14 protein-coding genes are annotated in these 19,128 nt (G+C 66.8%); 8 read left to right on the top strand and 6 right to left on the bottom strand.

Annotated features, from left to right (window positions below; all coding sequences use genetic code 11):
- Positions 1-4: 4 nt before the first annotated feature.
- The 3 genes from ACFWP0_RS25505 to dapA are packed head-to-tail and all read left to right on the top strand — an operon-like array spanning position 5 to position 3,818.
- Positions 5-1,099, top strand: coding sequence for an ABC transporter ATP-binding protein (locus ACFWP0_RS25505; protein ID WP_377846914.1), 1,095 nt, complete (start codon positions 5-7; stop codon positions 1,097-1,099).
- 4 nt (positions 1,100-1,103) lie between these two features.
- Entirely contained in the window at positions 1,104-2,879 is a 1,776-nt protein-coding gene (locus ACFWP0_RS25500) for an ABC transporter permease subunit (RefSeq protein ID WP_377846912.1), read from the top strand.
- Positions 2,880-2,912: 33 nt separating this feature from the next.
- Entirely contained in the window at positions 2,913-3,818 is a 906-nt protein-coding gene (dapA, locus tag ACFWP0_RS25495) for a 4-hydroxy-tetrahydrodipicolinate synthase (RefSeq protein WP_377846910.1), read from the top strand.
- Positions 3,819-4,370: 552 nt separating this feature from the next.
- Here dapA and ACFWP0_RS25490 read toward each other — a convergent pair.
- The 4 genes from ACFWP0_RS25490 to ACFWP0_RS25475 all read right to left on the bottom strand — a co-directional run bounded on the left by ACFWP0_RS25490 (position 4,371) and on the right by ACFWP0_RS25475 (position 8,543).
- Positions 4,371-5,198 carry an IclR family transcriptional regulator gene (locus ACFWP0_RS25490; protein ID WP_377846908.1) on the bottom strand — a complete coding sequence of 276 codons (828 nt, stop codon included), beginning with the start codon at positions 5,196-5,198 and terminating at the stop codon, positions 4,371-4,373.
- Between the two features lie 143 nt (positions 5,199-5,341).
- Positions 5,342-6,112, bottom strand: a complete 771-nt coding sequence (locus tag ACFWP0_RS25485) for a phytanoyl-CoA dioxygenase family protein (protein WP_377846906.1) — start codon at positions 6,110-6,112, stop codon at positions 5,342-5,344.
- A gap of 111 nt (positions 6,113-6,223) precedes the next feature.
- Complete coding sequence (locus ACFWP0_RS25480) at positions 6,224-7,324, bottom strand: AI-2E family transporter (protein ID WP_377846904.1); 1,101 nt, start codon at positions 7,322-7,324, stop codon at positions 6,224-6,226.
- Positions 7,325-7,475: 151 nt separating this feature from the next.
- Positions 7,476-8,543: a LysR family transcriptional regulator gene (locus tag ACFWP0_RS25475; protein ID WP_377846902.1), complete on the bottom strand. Its 1,068-nt coding sequence runs from the start codon at positions 8,541-8,543 to the stop codon at positions 7,476-7,478.
- A gap of 395 nt (positions 8,544-8,938) precedes the next feature.
- Between ACFWP0_RS25475 and ACFWP0_RS25470 the strand changes: the two genes are divergently transcribed.
- The 3 genes from ACFWP0_RS25470 to ACFWP0_RS25460 all read left to right on the top strand — a co-directional run bounded on the left by ACFWP0_RS25470 (position 8,939) and on the right by ACFWP0_RS25460 (position 14,924).
- A complete protein-coding gene (locus tag ACFWP0_RS25470; RefSeq protein WP_377846900.1) occupies positions 8,939-10,132 on the top strand; it encodes an efflux RND transporter periplasmic adaptor subunit in 1,194 nt (397 codons plus the stop codon).
- Between the two features lie 25 nt (positions 10,133-10,157).
- Positions 10,158-13,373, top strand: a complete 3,216-nt coding sequence (locus tag ACFWP0_RS25465) for an efflux RND transporter permease subunit (protein ID WP_377846899.1) — start codon at positions 10,158-10,160, stop codon at positions 13,371-13,373.
- Positions 13,374-13,445: 72 nt separating this feature from the next.
- Positions 13,446-14,924, top strand: coding sequence for an efflux transporter outer membrane subunit (locus ACFWP0_RS25460; RefSeq protein ID WP_377846897.1), 1,479 nt, complete (start codon positions 13,446-13,448; stop codon positions 14,922-14,924).
- Between the two features lie 720 nt (positions 14,925-15,644).
- Here ACFWP0_RS25460 and ACFWP0_RS25455 read toward each other — a convergent pair.
- On the bottom strand, positions 15,645-16,190 hold the full coding sequence (locus ACFWP0_RS25455; RefSeq protein ID WP_377846895.1) for a hypothetical protein: 546 nt from the start codon (positions 16,188-16,190) through the stop codon (positions 15,645-15,647).
- Positions 16,190-17,125 (bottom strand): LysR family transcriptional regulator, encoded by a 936-nt coding sequence (locus ACFWP0_RS25450; RefSeq protein WP_377846893.1) that lies wholly within the window; start codon positions 17,123-17,125, stop codon positions 16,190-16,192. Before ACFWP0_RS25450 ends, ACFWP0_RS25455 begins: the two co-directional genes overlap by 1 nt.
- A 181-nt stretch (positions 17,126-17,306) precedes the next feature.
- Here ACFWP0_RS25450 and gtdA point away from each other — a divergent pair, with 181 nt between their 5' ends.
- On the top strand, positions 17,307-18,374 hold the full coding sequence (gene gtdA, locus ACFWP0_RS25445) for a gentisate 1,2-dioxygenase (protein ID WP_377846891.1): 1,068 nt from the start codon (positions 17,307-17,309) through the stop codon (positions 18,372-18,374).
- 54 nt (positions 18,375-18,428) lie between these two features.
- Positions 18,429-19,127: a fumarylacetoacetate hydrolase family protein gene (locus tag ACFWP0_RS25440; RefSeq protein ID WP_377846889.1), complete on the top strand. Its 699-nt coding sequence runs from the start codon at positions 18,429-18,431 to the stop codon at positions 19,125-19,127.
- Position 19,128: the final 1 nt, after the last annotated feature.

Below are 19,128 nucleotides of genomic sequence, written 5' to 3'. Positions count from 1 at the left end.
CACCATGTCTTCTTCCAATCTGCAAATCTCGGGCCTGGGCAAACGCTATGGCGACTTCGTCGCCCTCGCGCCCACGCACCTGGACGTCGCCCGCGGCGAATTCCTGACCCTGCTGGGTCCTTCAGGCTCCGGCAAGACCACTCTGCTGAGCCTGATCGCCGGCCTGGCCCAGCCCGACGAGGGCCGCGTGCTGATCGACGGCGCCGACGTGACCTATGGCGCGCCGTATGAGCGGGATATCGGCATGGTGTTCCAGAACTACGCGCTGTTCCCGCACATGAGCATCGAGGAAAACATCGCGTTTCCGCTGAAGATGCGCAAGGTGCCCGCGGCCGAAGCCCGCCGCCGCGCGCTGGAGGCGCTGGAGATGGTGCGCCTGCCGCACGTGGCGTCCCGTCTTCCGCGCGAACTGTCCGGCGGCCAGCAGCAGCGCATCGCACTGGCCCGCTGCATGGTCTACCGTCCGGCGATCATCCTGATGGACGAACCGCTGGGCGCGCTGGACAAGAAGCTGCGCGACCAGATGCAGCTTGAGATCAAGCGCATCCACCGCGAGCTCGGCGCCACCATCGTCTACGTGACGCATGACCAGGAAGAGGCCATGACGATGTCCGACCGCATCTGCCTGATGAACGGCGGCGCGATCGAACAGCTGGGCACGCCCGCGGACCTGTACTTCCGCCCGCGCACCCTGTTCGTCGCCGACTTCCTCGGCGAATCGAACCTGCTGCAAGGCGTGGCGGCGGCGGTCGACGGCGAGACCCTGTCGGTCAAGCTGGCCCACCAGGGCGTGACCGGCCAGGCGCTGTCCAACGGCGCCCCCATCAAGGCCGGCCAGAAGGTCACCGTGATGCTGCGCCCGCAGAACCTGCGCGTGAGCGCCGCCGGCGGCGGCAACGGCGAACAGCCGCTGACGGGCAAGCTGCTGGACGTGATGGTGACGGGCAGCCTGACCAAGCTCTACCTGGACACGGGCATCGTCGACGCCGCGCCGGTCGTGGTGGCCTACCCCACGCAGCGCCAGGCCGAGCAATACGCCATCGGCCAGGCGCTGTCCGTGAGCTGGCAGGCCGCCGACGCGGTGGCCATCGCGGAGTGATCGCATGACTACCCTTGCTACTCCCCGTAAGCGCATGAGCCAGGGCCGCCGCCATTTCCTGATGGCCGCCCCCCTGGTCCTGCTGCTGGTGGTGCTGCTCATCTATCCGGTGGGCCAGCTTCTGCTGCTGAGCGTCTTCGGCGAAAAAGGCTTCAGCCTGTCGCAGTACCAGAAGCTCTTCGAGTCGTCGGTCTATGTGAATGTGCTGCTCATCACGCTGAAGATCTCGCTGTGGACCACGTTCTTCTCGGTGGTCGCGGGCTATCCCGTGGCCTACCTGATCTCCAGCCTGTCGGCCAGGCGCAAGACGTCGCTGCTGTTCTGGGTGCTGCTGTCGTTCTGGACCAGCTTCCTGGTGCGCACGTTCGCCTGGGTGGTGCTGCTGGGCAGGAACGGCGTGGTGAACCAGCTGCTGCAGGCCCTGGGCATCCTGGACGCGCCGGCCAACCTGCTCTACAACTTCGGCAGCGTGCTGGTGGGCATGGTGCATGCGCTGATGCCGCTGGCCGTGCTGACGATGCTGTCGGTCATGGAGAACATCGACCGCAACCTGCCGCGCGCCGCGTCCACCCTGGGCGCCCGGCCCGGCACCGCGTTCTGGAAGATCTACTTCCCGCTGTCGATGCCCGGCGTCGCCGCCGCGGCCATCATGGTGTTCGTGACCGCCATCGGCTTCTTCATCACGCCCGCGCTGCTGGGCGGACGCAAGGAAACGATGATCACGCAGATCATCATCGACCAGGTCCAGCAGACGCTGAACTGGGAGTTCGCCGGCGCGGTGTCGGTGCTGCTGCTGGTGGTGGTGCTGGTGGTGTTCGCCATCTACGACAAGGTGCTGGGCCTGTCCACCATGACGGGCGGCGCCTCCACCCGCGTGCGCGCGTCGGGCAAGGAGAGCCTGACCCGCCGCGCGGGCGACGCCGTGCTGACGGTGCTGGCCAACGTGTCCGACGCGCTGTTCGCGCTGCTGCCCAAGCGCCTGCGCCGCTCGGTGTCCGGCACGGGCCAGTCGCGCACCTTGTGGTGGATCGTGCTGGCGGTGCTGGCCTTCCTGTCCGCCCCCGCCTTCCTGATGATCCCGCTGTCGTTCGATTCCGGCTCGGGGCTCACGTGGCCGCCCAAGGGCTTCTCGCTGCAATGGTATGAACAGATGTTCACCTCGCCGGTGTGGATGCAGGCGATCACGCGTTCGCTCATTGTCGGCGTGGGCACGGGTTTCCTGGCGATGCTGATCGGCACGCCCGCGGCCTTCCTGCTGATGCGCGCCAACATGCGGGGCAAGTCGGCCATGCTGGCCTTCGTGCTGTCGCCCATCGTGGTGCCGCGCATGATCATCGCCGTGGGCATGTTCTATTTCTTTGCCCGGGTCGGGCTGGTGGGTTCCACCATCGGCCTGATCCTGGCGCATACGGTGGTGGCGGTGCCCTATGTGGTGATCACCATGATGGCGGTGCTGCGCAACTACGACACGCGGCTGGACCTGGCCGCGCAAAGCCTGGGCGCGGGCCCGTGGTCGACGCTGCGCTACGTGACCTTCCCGATTTTGAGCGCGGGGCTGATGTCGTCGTTCCTGTTCGCGTTCGCGACGTCGTTCGATGAGCTGACGATTGCGCTGTTCGCCTCGGGCGGCCTGAACGCCACCTTGCCCAAGCAGTTCTGGGACGAAGTGACGCTGCAGATCTCTCCGGTGATCGCCGCTGTCTCCACCTGCCTTTTCATCTTCATTGCCGCGCTGATCTGGCTGGCCGACCGTCTGCGCCGCCGCAGCCTGGCCAACTGATCCGCGTTTGTTTCACCCTTTAGGATTCGCAACATGCTGAACGCAACCCACCTGCGCGGTGTCTTTCCCGCCATCCCGACGCCCGTCAACGCCGACGACACGATCAATGTCCCGGCCGCGAAGGCGCTGATTTCCTATCTGCTCAAGCAAGGCATCGACGGCATCGTGCCGCTGGGCGGCACGGGCGAGTACGGCGCGCTGGCCCGCGCCGAACGCATCCGCATGTGCAAGCTGACGGTGGAAGCGGTGGAAGGCCGCGTGCCGGTGATTCCGGGCGTGCTGGACCCGGGCTTTCACGACGCCCTGCAGGCGGGCCAGGAGTTCGCGGATGCGGGCGCGGACGCGCTGATGGTGCTGACGCCCTATTACACGACGCCCACACAGGCGGGCATCCGCGAGTACTTCCTGCGCTATGCGGATGCATCGCCGCTGCCGGTGATGATCTACGAGATCCCGTACCGCACCCGTATCGCGATCGCGCCGGAGGTGCTGCATGAGCTGTCGCGGCACGAGAACATTATCGGGATGAAGGCCTGCAATACCGACATGTACCATTTCCTGCGGACGGTGGCGGGAGTGGATGAGTCGTTTGCGGTGTTCAGCGGGGAAGATACATTGCTGCCGGTGCATCTGGCGGCTGGGGCGCGGGGCGGGATCGTGGTGACGGCGAGTCTGTTGCCTTCTGCCTGGCGCAAGGTTTATGCGCTGGCGGCCGAGGGGCGGACGCGGGAGTCGATGGATCTGCATCGCCGGTTGATTCCGTTGATGAATCTGGCGTTTGCGGAGACGAATCCGGGGCCGATGAAGTCGGTGATGGATTTGATTGGGGTTGATGCGCCGGAGGTTCTGGATCCTTTGGTGGCGCCGGCGGATGGATTGCAGGCGGCTTTGCGGGCGGAGTTGATTCCTTTGCTTCGGGAGTTTGAAGGGATTGCTTGAAGGTTTGGGGTTTTGACCTGTACGGATATTCCGGGGGCACGTCAGTTCAGATTGGTGGTCCTTTTTTTGGTGGGTTTGGATTCGTTGGTGGTTCTTGAACTAGGTGTCTGACACCCATGAAACGAACTAGGTGTCTGACACCCATGAGACGGCGGCTCAAACCGACGATCGTCTCACACGGGTGTCAGACACCGGCAGATACCGATGAAACGTCGAACCAGGTGTCTGACACCCGTGAGAATACCCGCCCCCCTACCTCGAATAAGCCGAGAATTTGGACTTCGAGATCGAAGTCGCCGCCACCTGAACCAGGTGTCTGACACCCATGAGACGGCGGCTCAAGCTGGAGATCGTCTCGCACGGGTGTCAGACACCGGCAGACACCGGCAGCGCAGTGACAGGCCAGGATTTTCTGGCTTGCCGCTAATCGCCATTTCAACTCCAGTGTCCGATGGGCGCCGACTGGCGACCTACGAAGCACCAGCCCAGGCACTCGCCCCTCATCAATCACGTAAATAGTCTTCCAAGCCACGTACGTAATACCCGCCCCCCCTACCTCGAATAAGCCGAGAATTTGGACTTCGAGATCGAAGTCGCCGCCACCTGCACATGCGGCGCCAGCTCAGCCTCAACCCTTGCCACTGTCCACCTCGTCGTCGGCACGGAAATATTGATCGCCGCCACCGCCAAACCGCGATGGTCAATCACCGGCGCAGCCACCGAAATATCCCCCAGCACCGTTTCGTTCACGATGATCGCGTAGCCCTTCTCGGCCACCCGCTGCACGCGGTCCAGCAGCCTGTCCGGATTGACCTCGGTGTACGGCGTGATCGCTTCCAGCCTGGTCTGCGCCAGGATCTCGCGGCGCTGCTCGTCGGACAGGCGCGACAGGATCGCGGTGCCGGAGGCCGTGAAGTACGCGGGCAGGCGGCTGCCGACGGCGATGTCCACGTTGACCAGGTGGTGGCCGGGAAAACGCGCCACGAACACGATCTCGTGGCCGTCCAGTTCCTGCAGGTTGGTGGTTTCGCCCAGCGTGCGGCTGATGTCCAGCAGATAGGGCGAGGCCTTGTCGATCAGTTCGTTGGCGCGCACGTAGTTGTACGAGAACTGCAGCACCTTGGGCGTCAGCCCGTAGTTGCGGGTGTCCGGGATGCGGCGCAGGTAGCCCAGGGTTTCCAGCGTGTAGACCAGGCGCTGCGTGGCGCTGCGGTCCAGGCCCGAGGCGCGGGCGATGTCGGCCAGGGTCATGTGGCGCTTGGAGCCGTCGAACGCGTGCAGGACCTGGAAGGCTTTTTCGGTGGAGCCTACGAACAGCGAAGACCGGGTCTCGGTCGGCGCTTGCGGATTTTCCGTGTCGGCGATGGGTGATTTGCGCACAGGGGCAGCCTATTGAGTTCTAGGGAGGCGGCGCAAGAATCAACGCGACGCGGGTTTGCCGGCCCGTCGTCGCGTATTGCGCTTAATTTAATTGTAATTCAATCATTAATAGCAGATTTCAATTACTTTTATCGCTGCCAGTGCTAAACGGTCGTCAACGGCACGCCAGGCTGCGAGGCGGAACGCGTGCCCGGCAGGGGGTGGCAGGACTGCGGATGATAGGTGTGGACCACCGACAGCTTGACGCGGTCGCTGCGGTTGCCCTGGGCGGCGTGCAGCGTGCGGCAATGGAAGAACACCACGTCGCCGGCTTCCAGGTCCGGGCAGACGGCGCGCGCGATCCATTCGGCATTGCGGGGCTCGTCGTCGCGGAAGAACTTCTTGTCGTCGAACTGCTCGGGCGCGAAGGCGGCCGCATGGGAACCGGGGATGAACGACAGGCCCCCGTTGGCGCGCGTTTCCGGGCCCAGGGCCAGCCAACAGGACACCAGGTCCGTGTCGGAGAAGGACCAGTAGCGGATGTCCTGGTGCCAGCCCGTCAGGCTGCCGTAGGCGGGGTGCTTGGTCATCACGCAGTTGTGGTGCACCGTGGACAGCACGGGGGTTTCGCTGAAGTAGCGCGCCAGCCATGTTTCGATGCGCGGGTCGGTGGCCCACCGGGCGAACAGGGGGTCGCGGGCGTAGGCGCCGAGCAGGCGGCGCACAGTCAGCCCGCCTTCGGCGGCGCGCGACTCGGGCGCGCCGGGGTAGCGCAGGTCGGCTTCGTATTCGATGGGCGCCACGTGGTCGCGCAAATGGCGCTCGGCCAGCGCGCGCAAGGCGGCCACCTGTTCAGGGCTTGCGAATTGGCGCGCCACCACGAATCCCTGCTCGCGCAGGACGGCTATCTGATCATCAAGCAGTAACCCGGACATCTCAATCCTCACACCCCGCGGCGTATGCGACGCGTCTGCATGCGGGCAGGCGCGCACCGGATCGGGCGCCGGTACACGTGGGGACGGCTAGATTACCAAAACTGCCTGCGCCTAATCCGCGGCGGAAGAGGCGCGCCGGTTCAGGCGTTCGGCGTCGCGCTCCTGGACTTCATGGTGCACCCATTCGCGCCATACCGCCACCAGCAGCGCCATCAGCACCGGGCCCACGAACAGCCCGACGATGCCCATGGTCTTCACGCCCCCCACCAGGCCGAAGAAGGTCGGCAGGAAGGGCAGCTTCACGGGGCCGCCCACCAGGCGCGGGCGCAGGGTCTTGTCGACGATGAAGAGCTCCACGCTGCCCCAGACCATCAGCGCGATGCCCGCCACCACATGGCCCGACCCCACCAGGTACAGCGACACCAGCGTGAACGACAGCGGCGCGCCGCCCGGGATCAGCGCCATGAAGCCGGTGACCACGCCCAGCAGCACCGGCGACGGCACGCCGGCCACCCAGTAGGCGACGCCCAGCACCAGGCCTTCGCCCAGGGCGATCAGGCCCATGCCCGTGACGGTGGAATTGATGGTGGCCGGCACCACGCGCGAAAAGCGCTGCCAGCGCGCGGGCAGGATGCGTTCGCCCAGCACGTCCAGCTGGGCCACCATGCGCACGCCGTCCTTGTAGACAAAGAACAGCGTGATCAGCATGAACAGCACGGTCAGGAGCAACTGGAACACGTTGCCCGTGGCCGCCAGCACCATGCGGTAGATGTTGCCCAGGTGTTCGCCGCTGACGGCCTCGACCAGCGCGCCCAGCGCGTGGGGCTGGCCGAGATAGGATTCCCAGTAATGGCCCAGGCGTTCGCCCACGACGGGCATGGACGTGATCCAGGCCGGCACCGACACCCCGTGGCGGTTGGCCGCGATGGCCCAGGCGAAGAAGGCGCTGGCTTCCTTGATGGCGTAGGACAGCGCCAAGGTCATCGGCACGATCAGCACCACGATGACCACCAGCAATGCCAGCGAGGCGGCAACCGCCGTGCGGCCGCGGCAGCGCACGACCAGGCGCTGGTACAGGGGCCAGCTGGCCAGACCGATGATCAGCGCCGCCAACGCGGGAACGAGGAATCCGCTAAGAAAGTAAACCCCCGCCAACAACACGAGCAGCAACAGCCAACGGGCGATCAGGTAAGCGGGTAGAACAGGCTGCATAGAGCGGATCGACAGTAAGGGCGTTGTAGGCTTTGACTGTCGGACTATACAGACGTTTCATCACATACGAGGGACGCAAGGGCTGTATTTACTACGGGGTTTCCCGTGCTTAGGACGCATGGCGGGCGCCTCGGCCCGCCATGCGGGGCCCTTACAGGGCGTACTCGGCCGCTTCCTCGCGCGCGCTGCGGCGGCGCGGCGGCATGTCGGCAAGCGCCGGCACCATCGGGAGCCTGGGCTGGGCCGCGGTGACCAGCCCCTGGTTGCGCTGGTAGACGCCGCAGGAGGCGGCGGCCGGATCGGTCTCGTCGCGGCCGCTGAGCAGCGGGCAGCCGGCGAACAGCTCCGCCACCCAGTCGGTGAAGGCGCGCACCTTGGGCGACAGCTGGCGGCTCTGCGGATACAGCACGGAAATGGCCGTGGAGCTGGGCTTCCATTGCGGCAGGATTTCGATCAGCTCGCCCGATTGCAGGTAAGGCAGCGCCATGTAGCGCGCGGTCTGGATCAGGCCGAAGCCCTTCAGTCCGCAGTCCAGGTAGGCGCCGGCTTCGTTCACGGCCACCGTGCCCTTCATGTCCACTTCCTGGTGCTTGCCGTCCACCTTGAAGTCCCAGGCGCAGTTGCGCCCGCTGCGGCTGGAGAAGTAATGCACCGCGTGGTGGTCGCGCAGGGATTCGATGGTTTGCGGCATGCCATGGCGCGCCACATAGGTGGGCGACGCGCAGGTCACAGTCTGCAGCGTGCCGATGCGGCGGGCGACCAGGCTGGAATCTTCCAGGTCGCCGGCGCGGATCACGCAGTCCACGGCCTCTTGCACCATATCCACCGGACGGTCGCCCAGGCCGAGCACCAGCTCGACATCCGGGTATTTGTCGTGGAAATCACACAATGAGGGGATCAGGATCAGGCGCCCGATGCAGGTCGGCACGTCGATGCGCAGCCGCCCCTTCAGGCGCAGGGCGGCTTCCTGGAAGCAGGCCTCGGTTTCCTCGACGTCGGCCAGGATGCGCACGCAATGCTGGTAGTAGCCCGCGCCGTCCGGCGTCAGGCCGATGCGGCGCGTGGTGCGGTTGAGCAGGCGCACGCCCAGGAGGCGTTCGAGGTTCTGGATGATGGTGGTGACGGTGGTGCGCGGAAGCGAGAGGCTGTCGGCCGCCCGGGTGAAGCTATTGGCGTCCACGACGCGCACAAACACCTGCATAGCCTGAAAACGGTCCATGGCGGTGGGTGTCCTTTTGGGCAAAGAGTCGGGGTGAACGCAGCATAACCCGATTTCGGCGCTGATTAGTCATTCCTGACGAATAGTGTTGCCGGAATAGACAGGTTTATCCGGCCCCACAAAACACTCAGAATGCAAACCATCTTGAAGTGCCCTTGCCGCCCGGCACCCAAACGGGGCATGTCAATCCTCAGATTCCGAACCCGCAGCGACCCGCCCCGCCAAGGCGCCGCAGCCCAGGATACGCAACCTCGTTGCATGCTGCATCGCAGCATAAGCAATAAGCATATATCCATCGGATTCTTAGGACTGGCATTCCCCCTGGACCGCCGCCGCCTCCCGCCCCAGGCCCCGGGCAAGCGCGCTTTCGCCCCTACACCACTCAAGGAAACATCATGGTTTCGCGTAATCGTATTGCTATGCTCGTCGTCTTTGCAGCCGTGCTCGCGGCAGGCGGCGGCTATGCCCTCACCCGGGGCCCCGCCGGCGGCAACGTCGCCATGGCCCAGGGCGCCCCCGCCGCCCCGCCCGTCGAGGTGGCCGAAGTCGTCAACAAGACCATCGTGGACTGGCAGCGCTACTCCGGCCGCCTGGAGGCCATCGACCGCGTCGACATCCGCCCCCTGGTGTCCGGCACGCTGACCGCCGTCCACTTCCAGGACGGCACCATCGTCAAGAAGGGCGACGTGCTCTTCACCATCGACCCGCGCCCCTACGCGGCCGAAGTGGACCGCGCCGCGGCCGCCCTGACGGCCGCCAAGGCCCGCGCCGCCTACACCGCCTCGGAACTGGCCCGCGGCCAGCGCCTCCTGGCCGACAACGCCATCGCCCGCCGCGACTTCGAGGAAAAGCAGAACGCCGCGCGCGAAGCCGCCGCCAACCTGCAGGGCGCGCAAGCCGCGCTGGACTACGCCAAGCTGAACCTGGGCTACACCCGCATCGAAGCGCCCGTGGCCGGCCGCGTCTCGCGCGCCGAGGTCACGGTGGGCAACGTGGTGGCCGCCGGCGCCGCGTCGGTGCCGCTGACCACGCTGGTGTCGGTGTCCAAGATGTACGCCTCGTTCGACGTGGACGAACAAACCTTCCTGAAATACGTGAACCCCGCCCGCAACGGCCGCGCGGGTTCCGTGCCCGTCGAACTGGGCCTGGCCAACGAGGAAGGCTATTCGCGCACGGGCGTCGTGCAATCGGTGGACAACCGCCTGGACGCGACCTCGGGCACGATCCGCGTGCGCGCCGAGTTCGACAACGCCGACGGCTCGCTCCTGCCCGGCCTGTACGCCCGCGTCCGCCTGGGCGGCAGCGATCCGCGCTCGGCCGTGCTGATCGACGAGAAGGCCATCGGCACCGACCAGGACAAGCGCTTCGTGCTGGTGCTGGACGACAAGAACCACGCCGTGTATCGCCAGGTGAAGCTGGGCGCCAACCAGGAAGGCCTGCGCGTGGTGGACTCGGGCCTGGCCGCCGGCGAGCGCATCGTCGTCAATGGCCTGCAACGCATCCGTCCCGGCGACGCCGTGACCCCGACCGTCGTCCCCATGGTTGCCGCCCAGCGCAACCCGGTCAAGACCGCATCGGCGCAGAACTGAGCCGACGCGTCGAACGAGAACGTCCATGAATATCTCGAAATTCTTCATCGACCGGCCGATCTTCGCCGGCGTGCTGTCCATCCTGGTGCTGCTGGCGGGCCTCTTGGCCATGTTCCAGCTGCCCATCTCCGAATACCCGGAAGTGGTGCCACCGTCGGTGGTGGTGCGCGCGCAGTATCCGGGCGCCAACCCCAAGGTCATCGCCGAAACCGTCGCCTCGCCGCTGGAGGAATCCATCAACGGCGTGGAAGACATGCTGTACATGCAGTCGCAGGCCAACAGCGACGGCAACCTGACGCTGACCGTGAACTTCAAGCTGGGCGTGGACCCGGACAAGGCGCAGCAGCTGGTGCAGAACCGCGTGTCGCAGGCGCTGCCGCGCCTGCCGCCGGACGTGCAGCGCCTGGGCGTGACCACGGCCAAAAGCTCGCCCACGCTGACGCTCGTCGTCCACCTTATCTCGCCCAATGACCGCTACGACATCACCTACCTGCGCAACTACGCGATCCTGAACGTCAAGGACCGCCTGGCCCGCATCACGGGCGTGGGCGAAGTGACGGTGTGGGGCTCGGGCAACTACTCCATGCGCGTCTGGCTGGACCCGCAGAAGGTGGCGCAGCGCGGCATGACCGCGTCGGAAGTCGTCGCCGCCATCCGCGAACAGAACGTGCAGGTAGCCGCCGGCGTGATCGGCGCCTCGCCCACGCAAGGCGACGTGCCGCTGCAGCTGAACGTGAATGCGCGCGGCCGCCTGCAAACCGAAGAGGAATTCCGCGACATCATCCTGAAGACCTCGCCGGACGGCGCCGTGACGCACCTGTCCGACGTGGCCCGCGTGGAACTGGATGCGCAGGAATACGGCCTGCGCTCGCTCCTGGACAACAAGCAGGCGGTGGGCATGGGCATCATGCAATCGCCGGGCGCCAACGCGCTGGACGTGTCCAGCAAGGTGCGCGCAGCCATGACCGAGCTGGCGCAGGACTTCCCGCCGGGCGTGGAGTACCGCATCGAATACGACCCCACCCAGTTCGTGCGCTCCAGCATCGAGGCCGTGGTGCACACGCTGCTGGAAGCCATCGCGCTGGTGGTGCTGGTGGTGATCCTGTTCCTGCAGACCTGGCGCGCGTCCATCATTCCGCTGCTGGCGGTGCCGGTGTCCATCGTGGGGACCTTCGCGCTGCTGCTGGTATTCGGCTATTCCATCAACGCGCTGTCGCTGTTCGGGATGGTGCTTGCCATCGGCATTGTGGTGGACGACGCCATCGTGGTGGTGGAAAACGTGGAACGCAACATCGCGGCGGGGCTGAGTCCGCGCGATGCGACCTACCGCGCCATGCGCGAAGTCAGCGGCCCCATCATCGCCATCGCGCTGACCCTGTGCGCCGTGTTCGTGCCGCTGGCCTTCATGACGGGCCTGACCGGCCAGTTCTACAAGCAGTTCGCGATGACCATCGCCATCTCGACGGTGATCTCGGCCTTCAACTCGCTGACCCTGTCGCCCGCGCTGTCGGCCTTGCTGCTCAAGAGCCACCACGACAAGCCCGACTGGCTGACCCGTGGCATGAACCGCGTGTTCGGCCGCTTCTTCAACTGGTTCAACAACATGTTCGGCCGCGCGTCCGAGTCCTACGGCACGGGCGTGGCCAACGTGATCCGCCGCAAGGCGAGCGCCATGGGCGTGTACGCGGTGCTGGTGGCCGCCACCATCGGGGTGTCGTATCTGGTGCCCGGCGGCTTCGTGCCCGCGCAGGACAAGCAGTACCTGATCGGCTTCACGCAGCTGCCCAACGGCGCCTCGCTGGACCGCACCGAAGACGTGATCCGCCGCATGAGCGACATCGCCCTGAAGGAACCCGGCGTGCAGTCCGCCATCGCCTTCCCCGGCCTGTCGATCAACGGCTTCACCAACAGCTCCAGCGCCGGCATCGTGTTCGTGACCTTGAAGCCCTTCGAGGAACGCAAGAGCGCCGATCTGTCGGGCAACGCCATCGCGGCGTCCCTGAACCAGAAGTTCGCGTCGATCCAGGACTCGTTCATCGCCGTGTTCCCGCCCCCGCCCGTGATGGGCCTGGGCACGCTGGGCGGCTTCAAGCTGCAGCTGGAAGACCGCGCGGCGCTGGGCTATGCCGAACTGGACAAGGCCAAGCAGGCCTTCCTGGAAAAGGCGCGCCAGACGCCGGAACTGGGCCCGTCGTTCTCCAGCTATGAGATCAACGTGCCGCAGCTCGATGTGGACCTGGACCGCGTGAAGGCCAAGCAGCTCGGCGTGCCGGTGACGGAAGTGTTCGACACCATGCAGATCTACCTGGGCTCCATGTACGTCAACGACTTCAACCGCTTCGGCCGGGTGTTCCAGGTGCGCGCGCAAGCCGACGCCCCGTTCCGCGCGCACGCCGACGACATCCTGCAGCTCAAGACCCGCAACGCCGCGGGCGACATGGTGCCGCTGTCGTCGCTCGTGACGGTCAAGCAGACCTTCGGCCCGGAAATGGTGGTGCGCTACAACGGCTACACCGCCGCCGACATCAACGGCGGCCCGGCTCCCGGCTACTCGTCCGACCAGGCGCAGGCCGCGGCCGAACGCGTCGCCGCCGAAACGCTGCCGCGCGGCGTGAAGTTCGAATGGACCGACCTGACGTATCAGCAGATCCTGGCGGGCAACGCCGGCCTGTGGGTGTTTCCCATCAGCGTGCTGCTGGTGTTCCTGGTGCTGGCCGCGCTGTATGAAAGCCTGACCTTGCCGCTGGCCGTCATCCTGATCGTGCCGATGAGCATCCTGGCCGCGCTGACCGGCGTCTACCTGACGGGCAACGACAACAACATCTTCACGCAGATCGGCTTGATGGTGCTGGTGGGGCTGTCGGCGAAGAACGCGATCCTGATCGTGGAATTCGCCCGCGAACTGGAAATGAACGGCCGCACGCCGCTGGAAGCCGCCATCGAGGCCAGCCGCCTGCGCCTGCGCCCCATCCTGATGACGTCCATCGCGTTCATCATGGGCGTGGTGCCGCTGGTGCTGTCCTCGGGCGCGGGCTCGGAAATGCGCCATGCCATGGGCGTCGCCGTGTTCTTCGGCATGCTGGGCGTGACCCTGTTCGGCCTGTTCCTGACGCCGGTGTTCTATGTGCTGCTGCGCTCCATTGGCGGCAAGAAGCTGCACTCCGCCGCGCCGCATGAGGCGCCCGTGTGCATGCCTCACGTGGACCCGAACGCGCCGCCCGCCACCCAGCACAACGCGTAGGCCCGCAGACAGAAGAGAAGCCAGCGCGTCTCGCCCAGCTAGACGGGACGCGCGCTAAAGAGAATAGTCATCATGATCCAAAGACTGACCCGCGGTTCCGCCCTGCTTGCCATCCTGCTCGTGCTGGCCGGCTGCGCGGTGGGCCCGACCTACGAACGGCCCTCGGCCGCCACGCCGGCGGCCTTCAAGGAAGCCGCCCTGCCCGCCGCCGAAGCCGGCACCTGGAAGCCCGCCGAGCCGTCCGAAGACGCGCTGCGCGGCGCCTGGTGGAAGGTGTTCGGCGACGAAGGCCTGAACCAGCTCGAAGAAGAAGCCCAGCAGGCCAACCAGGACCTGCAGGCCGCCGCCGCCCGCCTGACCCAGGCGCGCGCGCTGCAGCGCGAAGCCCGCTCCGGCTTCTTCCCCAGCCTGGACGCCGGCTTCGGCCCCAACCGCCAGCGCCCCTCGGCCGTGTCGCAGGGCCTGCCCGACGGCGCCTCGACCAATCCCGTCACCACCTGGCGCGCCCAGGGCACGGTGTCATACGAAGCCGACCTGTTCGGCCGCGTCGCCTCCACCGCGGACGCCGCCACCGCCGACGCCCAGCAAAGCGAGGCCCTGTACCGCTCGGTGCTGCTGGCCCTGCAGGCCGACGTCGCCACCACCTACTTCCTGGTGCGCGAACAGGACGCCGAATCGCGGCTCTACCACCAGACGGTCAAGCTGCGCACCGACACCCTGCAACTGATCCAGCGCCGCTACGACGCCGGCGACATCAGCGAACTGGACCTGGCCCGCGCCAAGGCTGAACTGGCCTCCGCGCAATCCGAAGCCCTGGGCATCGACCGCCGCCGCGCCACCGCCGAACACGCGCTGGCCGTGCTGCTGGGCCGCGCTCCGTCGGACTTCACCATGCCGCCGCAGCCCATCGAAAAGGTCGCCCTGTCCATCCCGGCCGGCCTGCCGTCTACCCTGCTGGAACGCCGCCCCGACATCGCCGCCGCCGAACGCGCCATGGCCGCCGCCAACTCGCGCGTCGGCGCCGCCAAGTCCGCCTTCTTCCCGCGCCTGGACATCACCGGCGCCTTCGGCTACGAATCATCGGACCTGGGCAACCTGTTCGAATGGTCCAGCCGCACCTTCCTCCTGGGCCCCTTGGTGGGCGCCGCCCTGTCCATGCCGATATTCGACGGCGGCCGCCGCCAGGCCGGCCTGGACCGCGCCCGCGCCGTCTACGAGGAAGACGTCGCCGTCTACCGCCAGACCGTGCTCAACGCGTTCCGCGAAGTTGAAGACAACCTGGCCAACCTGCGCATCCTGGCCGACCAGACCAAGGCCCAGGACGCCGCGGTGGAAGCCGCCGCCCGCGCCGCCAAGCTCTCGCACACGCAATACCGCGAAGGCTCCATCAGCTTCCTCGACGTGATCGAAGCCGACCGCAGCGTCCTGCTCCAGCAGCGCGTCTCGGTGCAATTGAACGGCGAGCAAGCCCGCTCCGCCGTAGGCCTGATCCGCGCCATCGGCGGCGGCTGGGAAAACCCGGTGCCGCCCGAAACCGTGGCGGCAAAGTAACGCAGCCGGTGTCAGACACCCGGGAAGATACAGCCGGTGCAGCTGGTGTCTCGCAGCTGGTGTCTGACACCCGCGAAGATCAGCCGATGCAGCTGGTGTCTGACACCCGGGAAGATGCAGCCGGTGCAGCCGGTGTCTGACACCCGGGAAGATGGTCGTCAGCTTGCGCGACTATCTCCAGGGTGTCAGACACCTGTATCCGCCACCGCGCAACCAGCAACCAGCAATCAGCAACCACGCCCCCCGCGCCAGCGCGCAGCGTCCCCGCCCCGACGCAAGACACCGCGCAAGCCCCACAAGGCCGCCCGCGCGGCCGGCCTGGGGCGAGGCCCGCAAGCTCCTCCGCCGCCACCCCACCGTTGAAGAGCACGCCAAGCACACCGTCCGCCCCAGCCCCCGTGAAGTTTCAACCACCAGAGCCCGGCGCGTCGGCGGCCTGGGGTGCGCGGGGCGTCGATAAGCCCGAGGGAATCTGAAGGAAGCGCCAAAGGCGCTGACGAAGATGACAACGGGGAAGTCCGGAGCGAAGGCTCCGGACCGCAATCGCAGCCCCGCGCACCCCAGGCCGCCGACGCGCCGGGCGCCAAAAGAACCACCACCACCACCACCACTACCACTACCACTACCAACACCGACACCGACACCGAAACCGAAACCAGTCACCACCATCACCACCGACGCCAACACCAACACCAACACCAACACCACATCAAAAACCAACTACCCCTTCCTCATCAAATACCGCCGAGCCATCTGATACCCAGCAAACACATAAAACCCACTGCTATTAAGCACCAGCCAAGCCCCCAGCCCCCCCAACAACGCCACCACCGGCCCCACAGCCCGCACATCCCCCTGCGTCCAGGCAATCACCCCCAACCCGCCCACAACAACCAGCCCGATCGCCAGCCACTTCAGCAACACCAGCCCCCCGGCCCGCCCCGCCATAAACATCACCACCCCGATCGCCAGCCCCAACGCCGTCCCCGCGCAAACCACCACCAGCGCAAACGCCGCCAACGCCGCCCCCACGCCGCTCAGCAGCAGGCTCAGCACCTCGATCCCCACTCCCAGCCCGCCCACCATCACCAGCACCGCCAGCGCCAGCGGCGACCACATCCCCGGCGGCGTCCGCCTGGCATCCATCTCCGCCACGAAGCGATGCATCGCCGCCGACGCAGCCGGATCCCCGTCGCCCGCCAGCGCCGCCTCCAGCTTGCGGCACTGCCCGATCAACGCATTCAGACCCGCGCCGGAACCTGGCATCAGACCCTCGCCGCGCCCGGCGCGTGTTCCGCCACCGTGCCCCGCAACGCCGCCATCGCCTCCTGCACCGCCACCGGCCGGAACGCATCCTCCCGCCAGTACATCGCCACCGAGCCAAAGCCCGACAGCCGCACCGGAATGATGCGCATCGCCCGCATCTGCGAAAAGCGCACCGCCGCGCGATGCGAGGCCACGCCGATCATGTCGCTGTTGTTGATCAGGGTGAGATTGATCGTGACCGAATTCGACTCCACGTGGTCCGCCGGCGGCGCCTGCCCCGCCGCCGCCAGCGCCGCGTCCACCGCATTGCGGATGGGCGTGCCCTTGGGCCACAGGATCCAGCGGTAGGACAGCAGGTCCTGCCAGCTTGGCTGCTCCACCGCGAACAGCGGATGCCGGGGCCGCGCCACCAGGTGGATGGGCTCCAGGTACAGGGCCTCGAAGCGGATGGCGGGATCATGGTGCTCGGGCGCCGAACGGCCCACCACGATATCCAGGTCGCCTTGCGCAAGCTGCGCCAGCAGCCGGTCGGTCGTGCCCTCGACCAGCTTCACGCGGGCCTGCGGCATGCGCTCCAGCAGCTTCATCACCGCCAGCGGAACGGTGTCCGACGCGGACGCGCCCGAGGCGCCGATCACCACCCGGCCCCCGCCGCCCTCCCGCAGCGCCGCCATGTCCGCGCTGGCGCGGTCCAGCTGCGACTCCACGCGCTGCGCGTGCGCGATCAGCACGTCGCCGTGCGGCGTCGGGCGCAGACCGCGCGCGTGGCGTTCGAACAGCGGCAGCCCGATATCGTCTTCCAGATCCTTCAGCCACTTCGACAGGCCCGGCTGCGTCGTATTGAGCATGGCGGCCGAATGGCTGATGTTGCGGGTCTGGGCCAGGCTGAGCAACATCTTGAGGTTGCGCAGGCGCAAGCGGTGGGTCCAGTCCATGCAGGCCCTCGTCTGGTGGGGATGTCTCGTATGTATATTGTTATTCGTATGGATAATAAGATAATTTCATTTCAAAACACATAGCTGCTTACGCATAATCGTCTCCATATCAGGACCAGCCGCGAACCACGCGGCGGCCGCCCGTAGAAGCCGGCAACAGCCGGACATACAGGAGACAACCATGCACGACGGTCATCCCACCGGCGCGGACAGCGCTGCCTCGGAGCGCGCCCTCTACTACGCGCGCATCGCCAAAAAGCACATGTCCCCCCTGTGGGAATCGCTGCACAACCTGGTGCCGCGCCACCCCGCGCCCCGCTGCGTGCCCGCCATCTGGAAATACGACGACGTGCGCGACGACGTCATGGCGTCCGGGTCGCTGATCACCGCCGAAGAAGCCGTGCGCCGCGTGCTGATCCTGGAAAACCCCGGCCTGCCCGGCCAGGCCAGCATCACGCAAAGCCTCTATGCCGGCCTGCAGCTCATCCTGCCCGGCGAGATCGCGCCCAGCCACCGTCACACGCAATCGGCGCTGCGCTTCATCGTGGAAGGCCGCGGCGCCTACACGGCCGTCAACGGCGAACGCACCACCATGCATCCGGGCGACTTCATCATCACGCCCTCCTGGACCTGGCACGACCACGGCAATGCCGAAACCGTCGAAGGCGGCGAACCCGTGGTCTGGCTGGACGGCCTGGACATCCCGCTGCTGCGCTTCCTGGACGCGGGCTTTGCCGAGAACTACCCGTCGGCCACCCAGCCCGTGACGCGCCCCGAGGGCGACAGCATGGCGCGCTTCGGCCACAACATGGCGCCGGTGCGCCACCAGGCCGCAAGCGGCACCTCGCCCATCTTCAACTACCCCTACGAACGCAGCCGCGAGGCGCTGGACGAGCTCTACCGCCACGGCGAGCTCGATCCCTGGGACGGCGTCAAGCTGCGCTACCTGAATCCCGCCACCGGCGGCTATCCCATGCCCACGATGGCCACCTTCATGCAGTTCCTGCCCGCGGGCTTCCAGGGCAAGACCACCCGCACGACCGACTCCACGGTCTACAGCGTGGTCGAAGGCCGGGGCACCGCGCGCATCGGCGACCAGGAATTCCATTTTGGCCCGCGCGACGTCTTCGTGGCGCCGTCCTGGCTGCCCTTGCAGTTGGCCGCGCTGGAAGACGCCACGCTGTTCAGCTATTCCGACCGCCCCGTGCAGGACGCGCTGGGCCTGTGGCGCGAAGAACGCGTCGGCTGAACCGGCCCTGCGCCACCCATTCCGTATTCATATTCCGCCTTCAAAGGGTGATCCATGTCTTTTGTGTTTGCTCCCGCCGCTCCCGTTGCCGTGCCCGTCGCCGGCGGCCAGGACAGCTTTCCCGTGCGCCGCGTCTACTGCGTGGGCCGCAACTACGCCGCGCATGCCCGTGAGATGGGTTTCGACCCCGACCGCGAACCGCCCTTCTTCTTCTGCAAGCCGGCCGACGCCGTCGTGCCCGTCGTCCAGGACACCACGCTGTCCCTGCCCTACCCGCCCGAAACCGCGAACCTGCACTACGAGATCGAACTGGTCGCGGCCATCGGCAAGGGCGGCGCCAATATCGCGCCCGAAGACGCGCTGCAGCACGTATGGGGCTATGCCGTGGGCCTGGACATGACGCGCCGCGACCTGCAGATGAAGATGCGCGAAGCCGGCCGCCCCTGGGAACTGGGCAAGGCCTTTGACCTGAGCGCGCCCATCGGCCCGCTGCATCCGGCGCGGTCGGTCAACGGCATCGAGCAGGCCGGCATCTGGCTGCAGGTCAATGGCGCGGACAAGCAGCGTAGCGACATCGGCAAGCTGATCTGGTCGGTCGCCGAAACCATCGCCTACCTGTCCCGGTACTTCCGGCTGGAAGCCGGCGACCTGATCTACACCGGCACGCCCGAGGGCGTGGGCCCGGTGGTGCGCGGCGACACGATGGTGGGCGGCGTCGACGGCCTGGGCACGCTCAGCGTGCGGATGGTGTAGC

The sequence above is a fragment of the Achromobacter sp. NPDC058515 genome (assembly GCF_042721735.1).
Classification (GTDB): Bacteria; Pseudomonadota; Gammaproteobacteria; order Burkholderiales; family Burkholderiaceae_B; genus Achromobacter.
The sequence above is the reverse complement of the archived record's forward strand: the minus strand, read 5'-3'. Positions and strand labels throughout refer to the sequence as shown.

Coding starts and splice junctions, on each gene's coding strand:
- ACFWP0_RS25485 (WP_377846906.1), bottom strand. CDS start 6,112: ATGTCCGGGTTACTGCTTGATGATCAGATAGCCGTCCTGCGCGAGCAG.
- ACFWP0_RS25465 (WP_377846899.1), top strand. CDS start 10,158: ATGAATATCTCGAAATTCTTCATCGACCGGCCGATCTTCGCCGGCGTG.
- ACFWP0_RS25470 (WP_377846900.1), top strand. CDS start 8,939: ATGGTTTCGCGTAATCGTATTGCTATGCTCGTCGTCTTTGCAGCCGTG.
- ACFWP0_RS25475 (WP_377846902.1), bottom strand. CDS start 8,543: ATGGACCGTTTTCAGGCTATGCAGGTGTTTGTGCGCGTCGTGGACGCC.
- ACFWP0_RS25455 (WP_377846895.1), bottom strand. CDS start 16,190: ATGCCAGGTTCCGGCGCGGGTCTGAATGCGTTGATCGGGCAGTGCCGC.
- ACFWP0_RS25500 (WP_377846912.1), top strand. CDS start 1,104: ATGACTACCCTTGCTACTCCCCGTAAGCGCATGAGCCAGGGCCGCCGC.
- ACFWP0_RS25460 (WP_377846897.1), top strand. CDS start 13,446: ATGATCCAAAGACTGACCCGCGGTTCCGCCCTGCTTGCCATCCTGCTC.
- ACFWP0_RS25480 (WP_377846904.1), bottom strand. CDS start 7,324: ATGCAGCCTGTTCTACCCGCTTACCTGATCGCCCGTTGGCTGTTGCTG.
- ACFWP0_RS25440 (WP_377846889.1), top strand. CDS start 18,429: ATGTCTTTTGTGTTTGCTCCCGCCGCTCCCGTTGCCGTGCCCGTCGCC.
- ACFWP0_RS25450 (WP_377846893.1), bottom strand. CDS start 17,125: ATGGACTGGACCCACCGCTTGCGCCTGCGCAACCTCAAGATGTTGCTC.
- dapA (WP_377846910.1), top strand. CDS start 2,913: ATGCTGAACGCAACCCACCTGCGCGGTGTCTTTCCCGCCATCCCGACG.
- ACFWP0_RS25505 (WP_377846914.1), top strand. CDS start 5: ATGTCTTCTTCCAATCTGCAAATCTCGGGCCTGGGCAAACGCTATGGC.
- gtdA (WP_377846891.1), top strand. CDS start 17,307: ATGCACGACGGTCATCCCACCGGCGCGGACAGCGCTGCCTCGGAGCGC.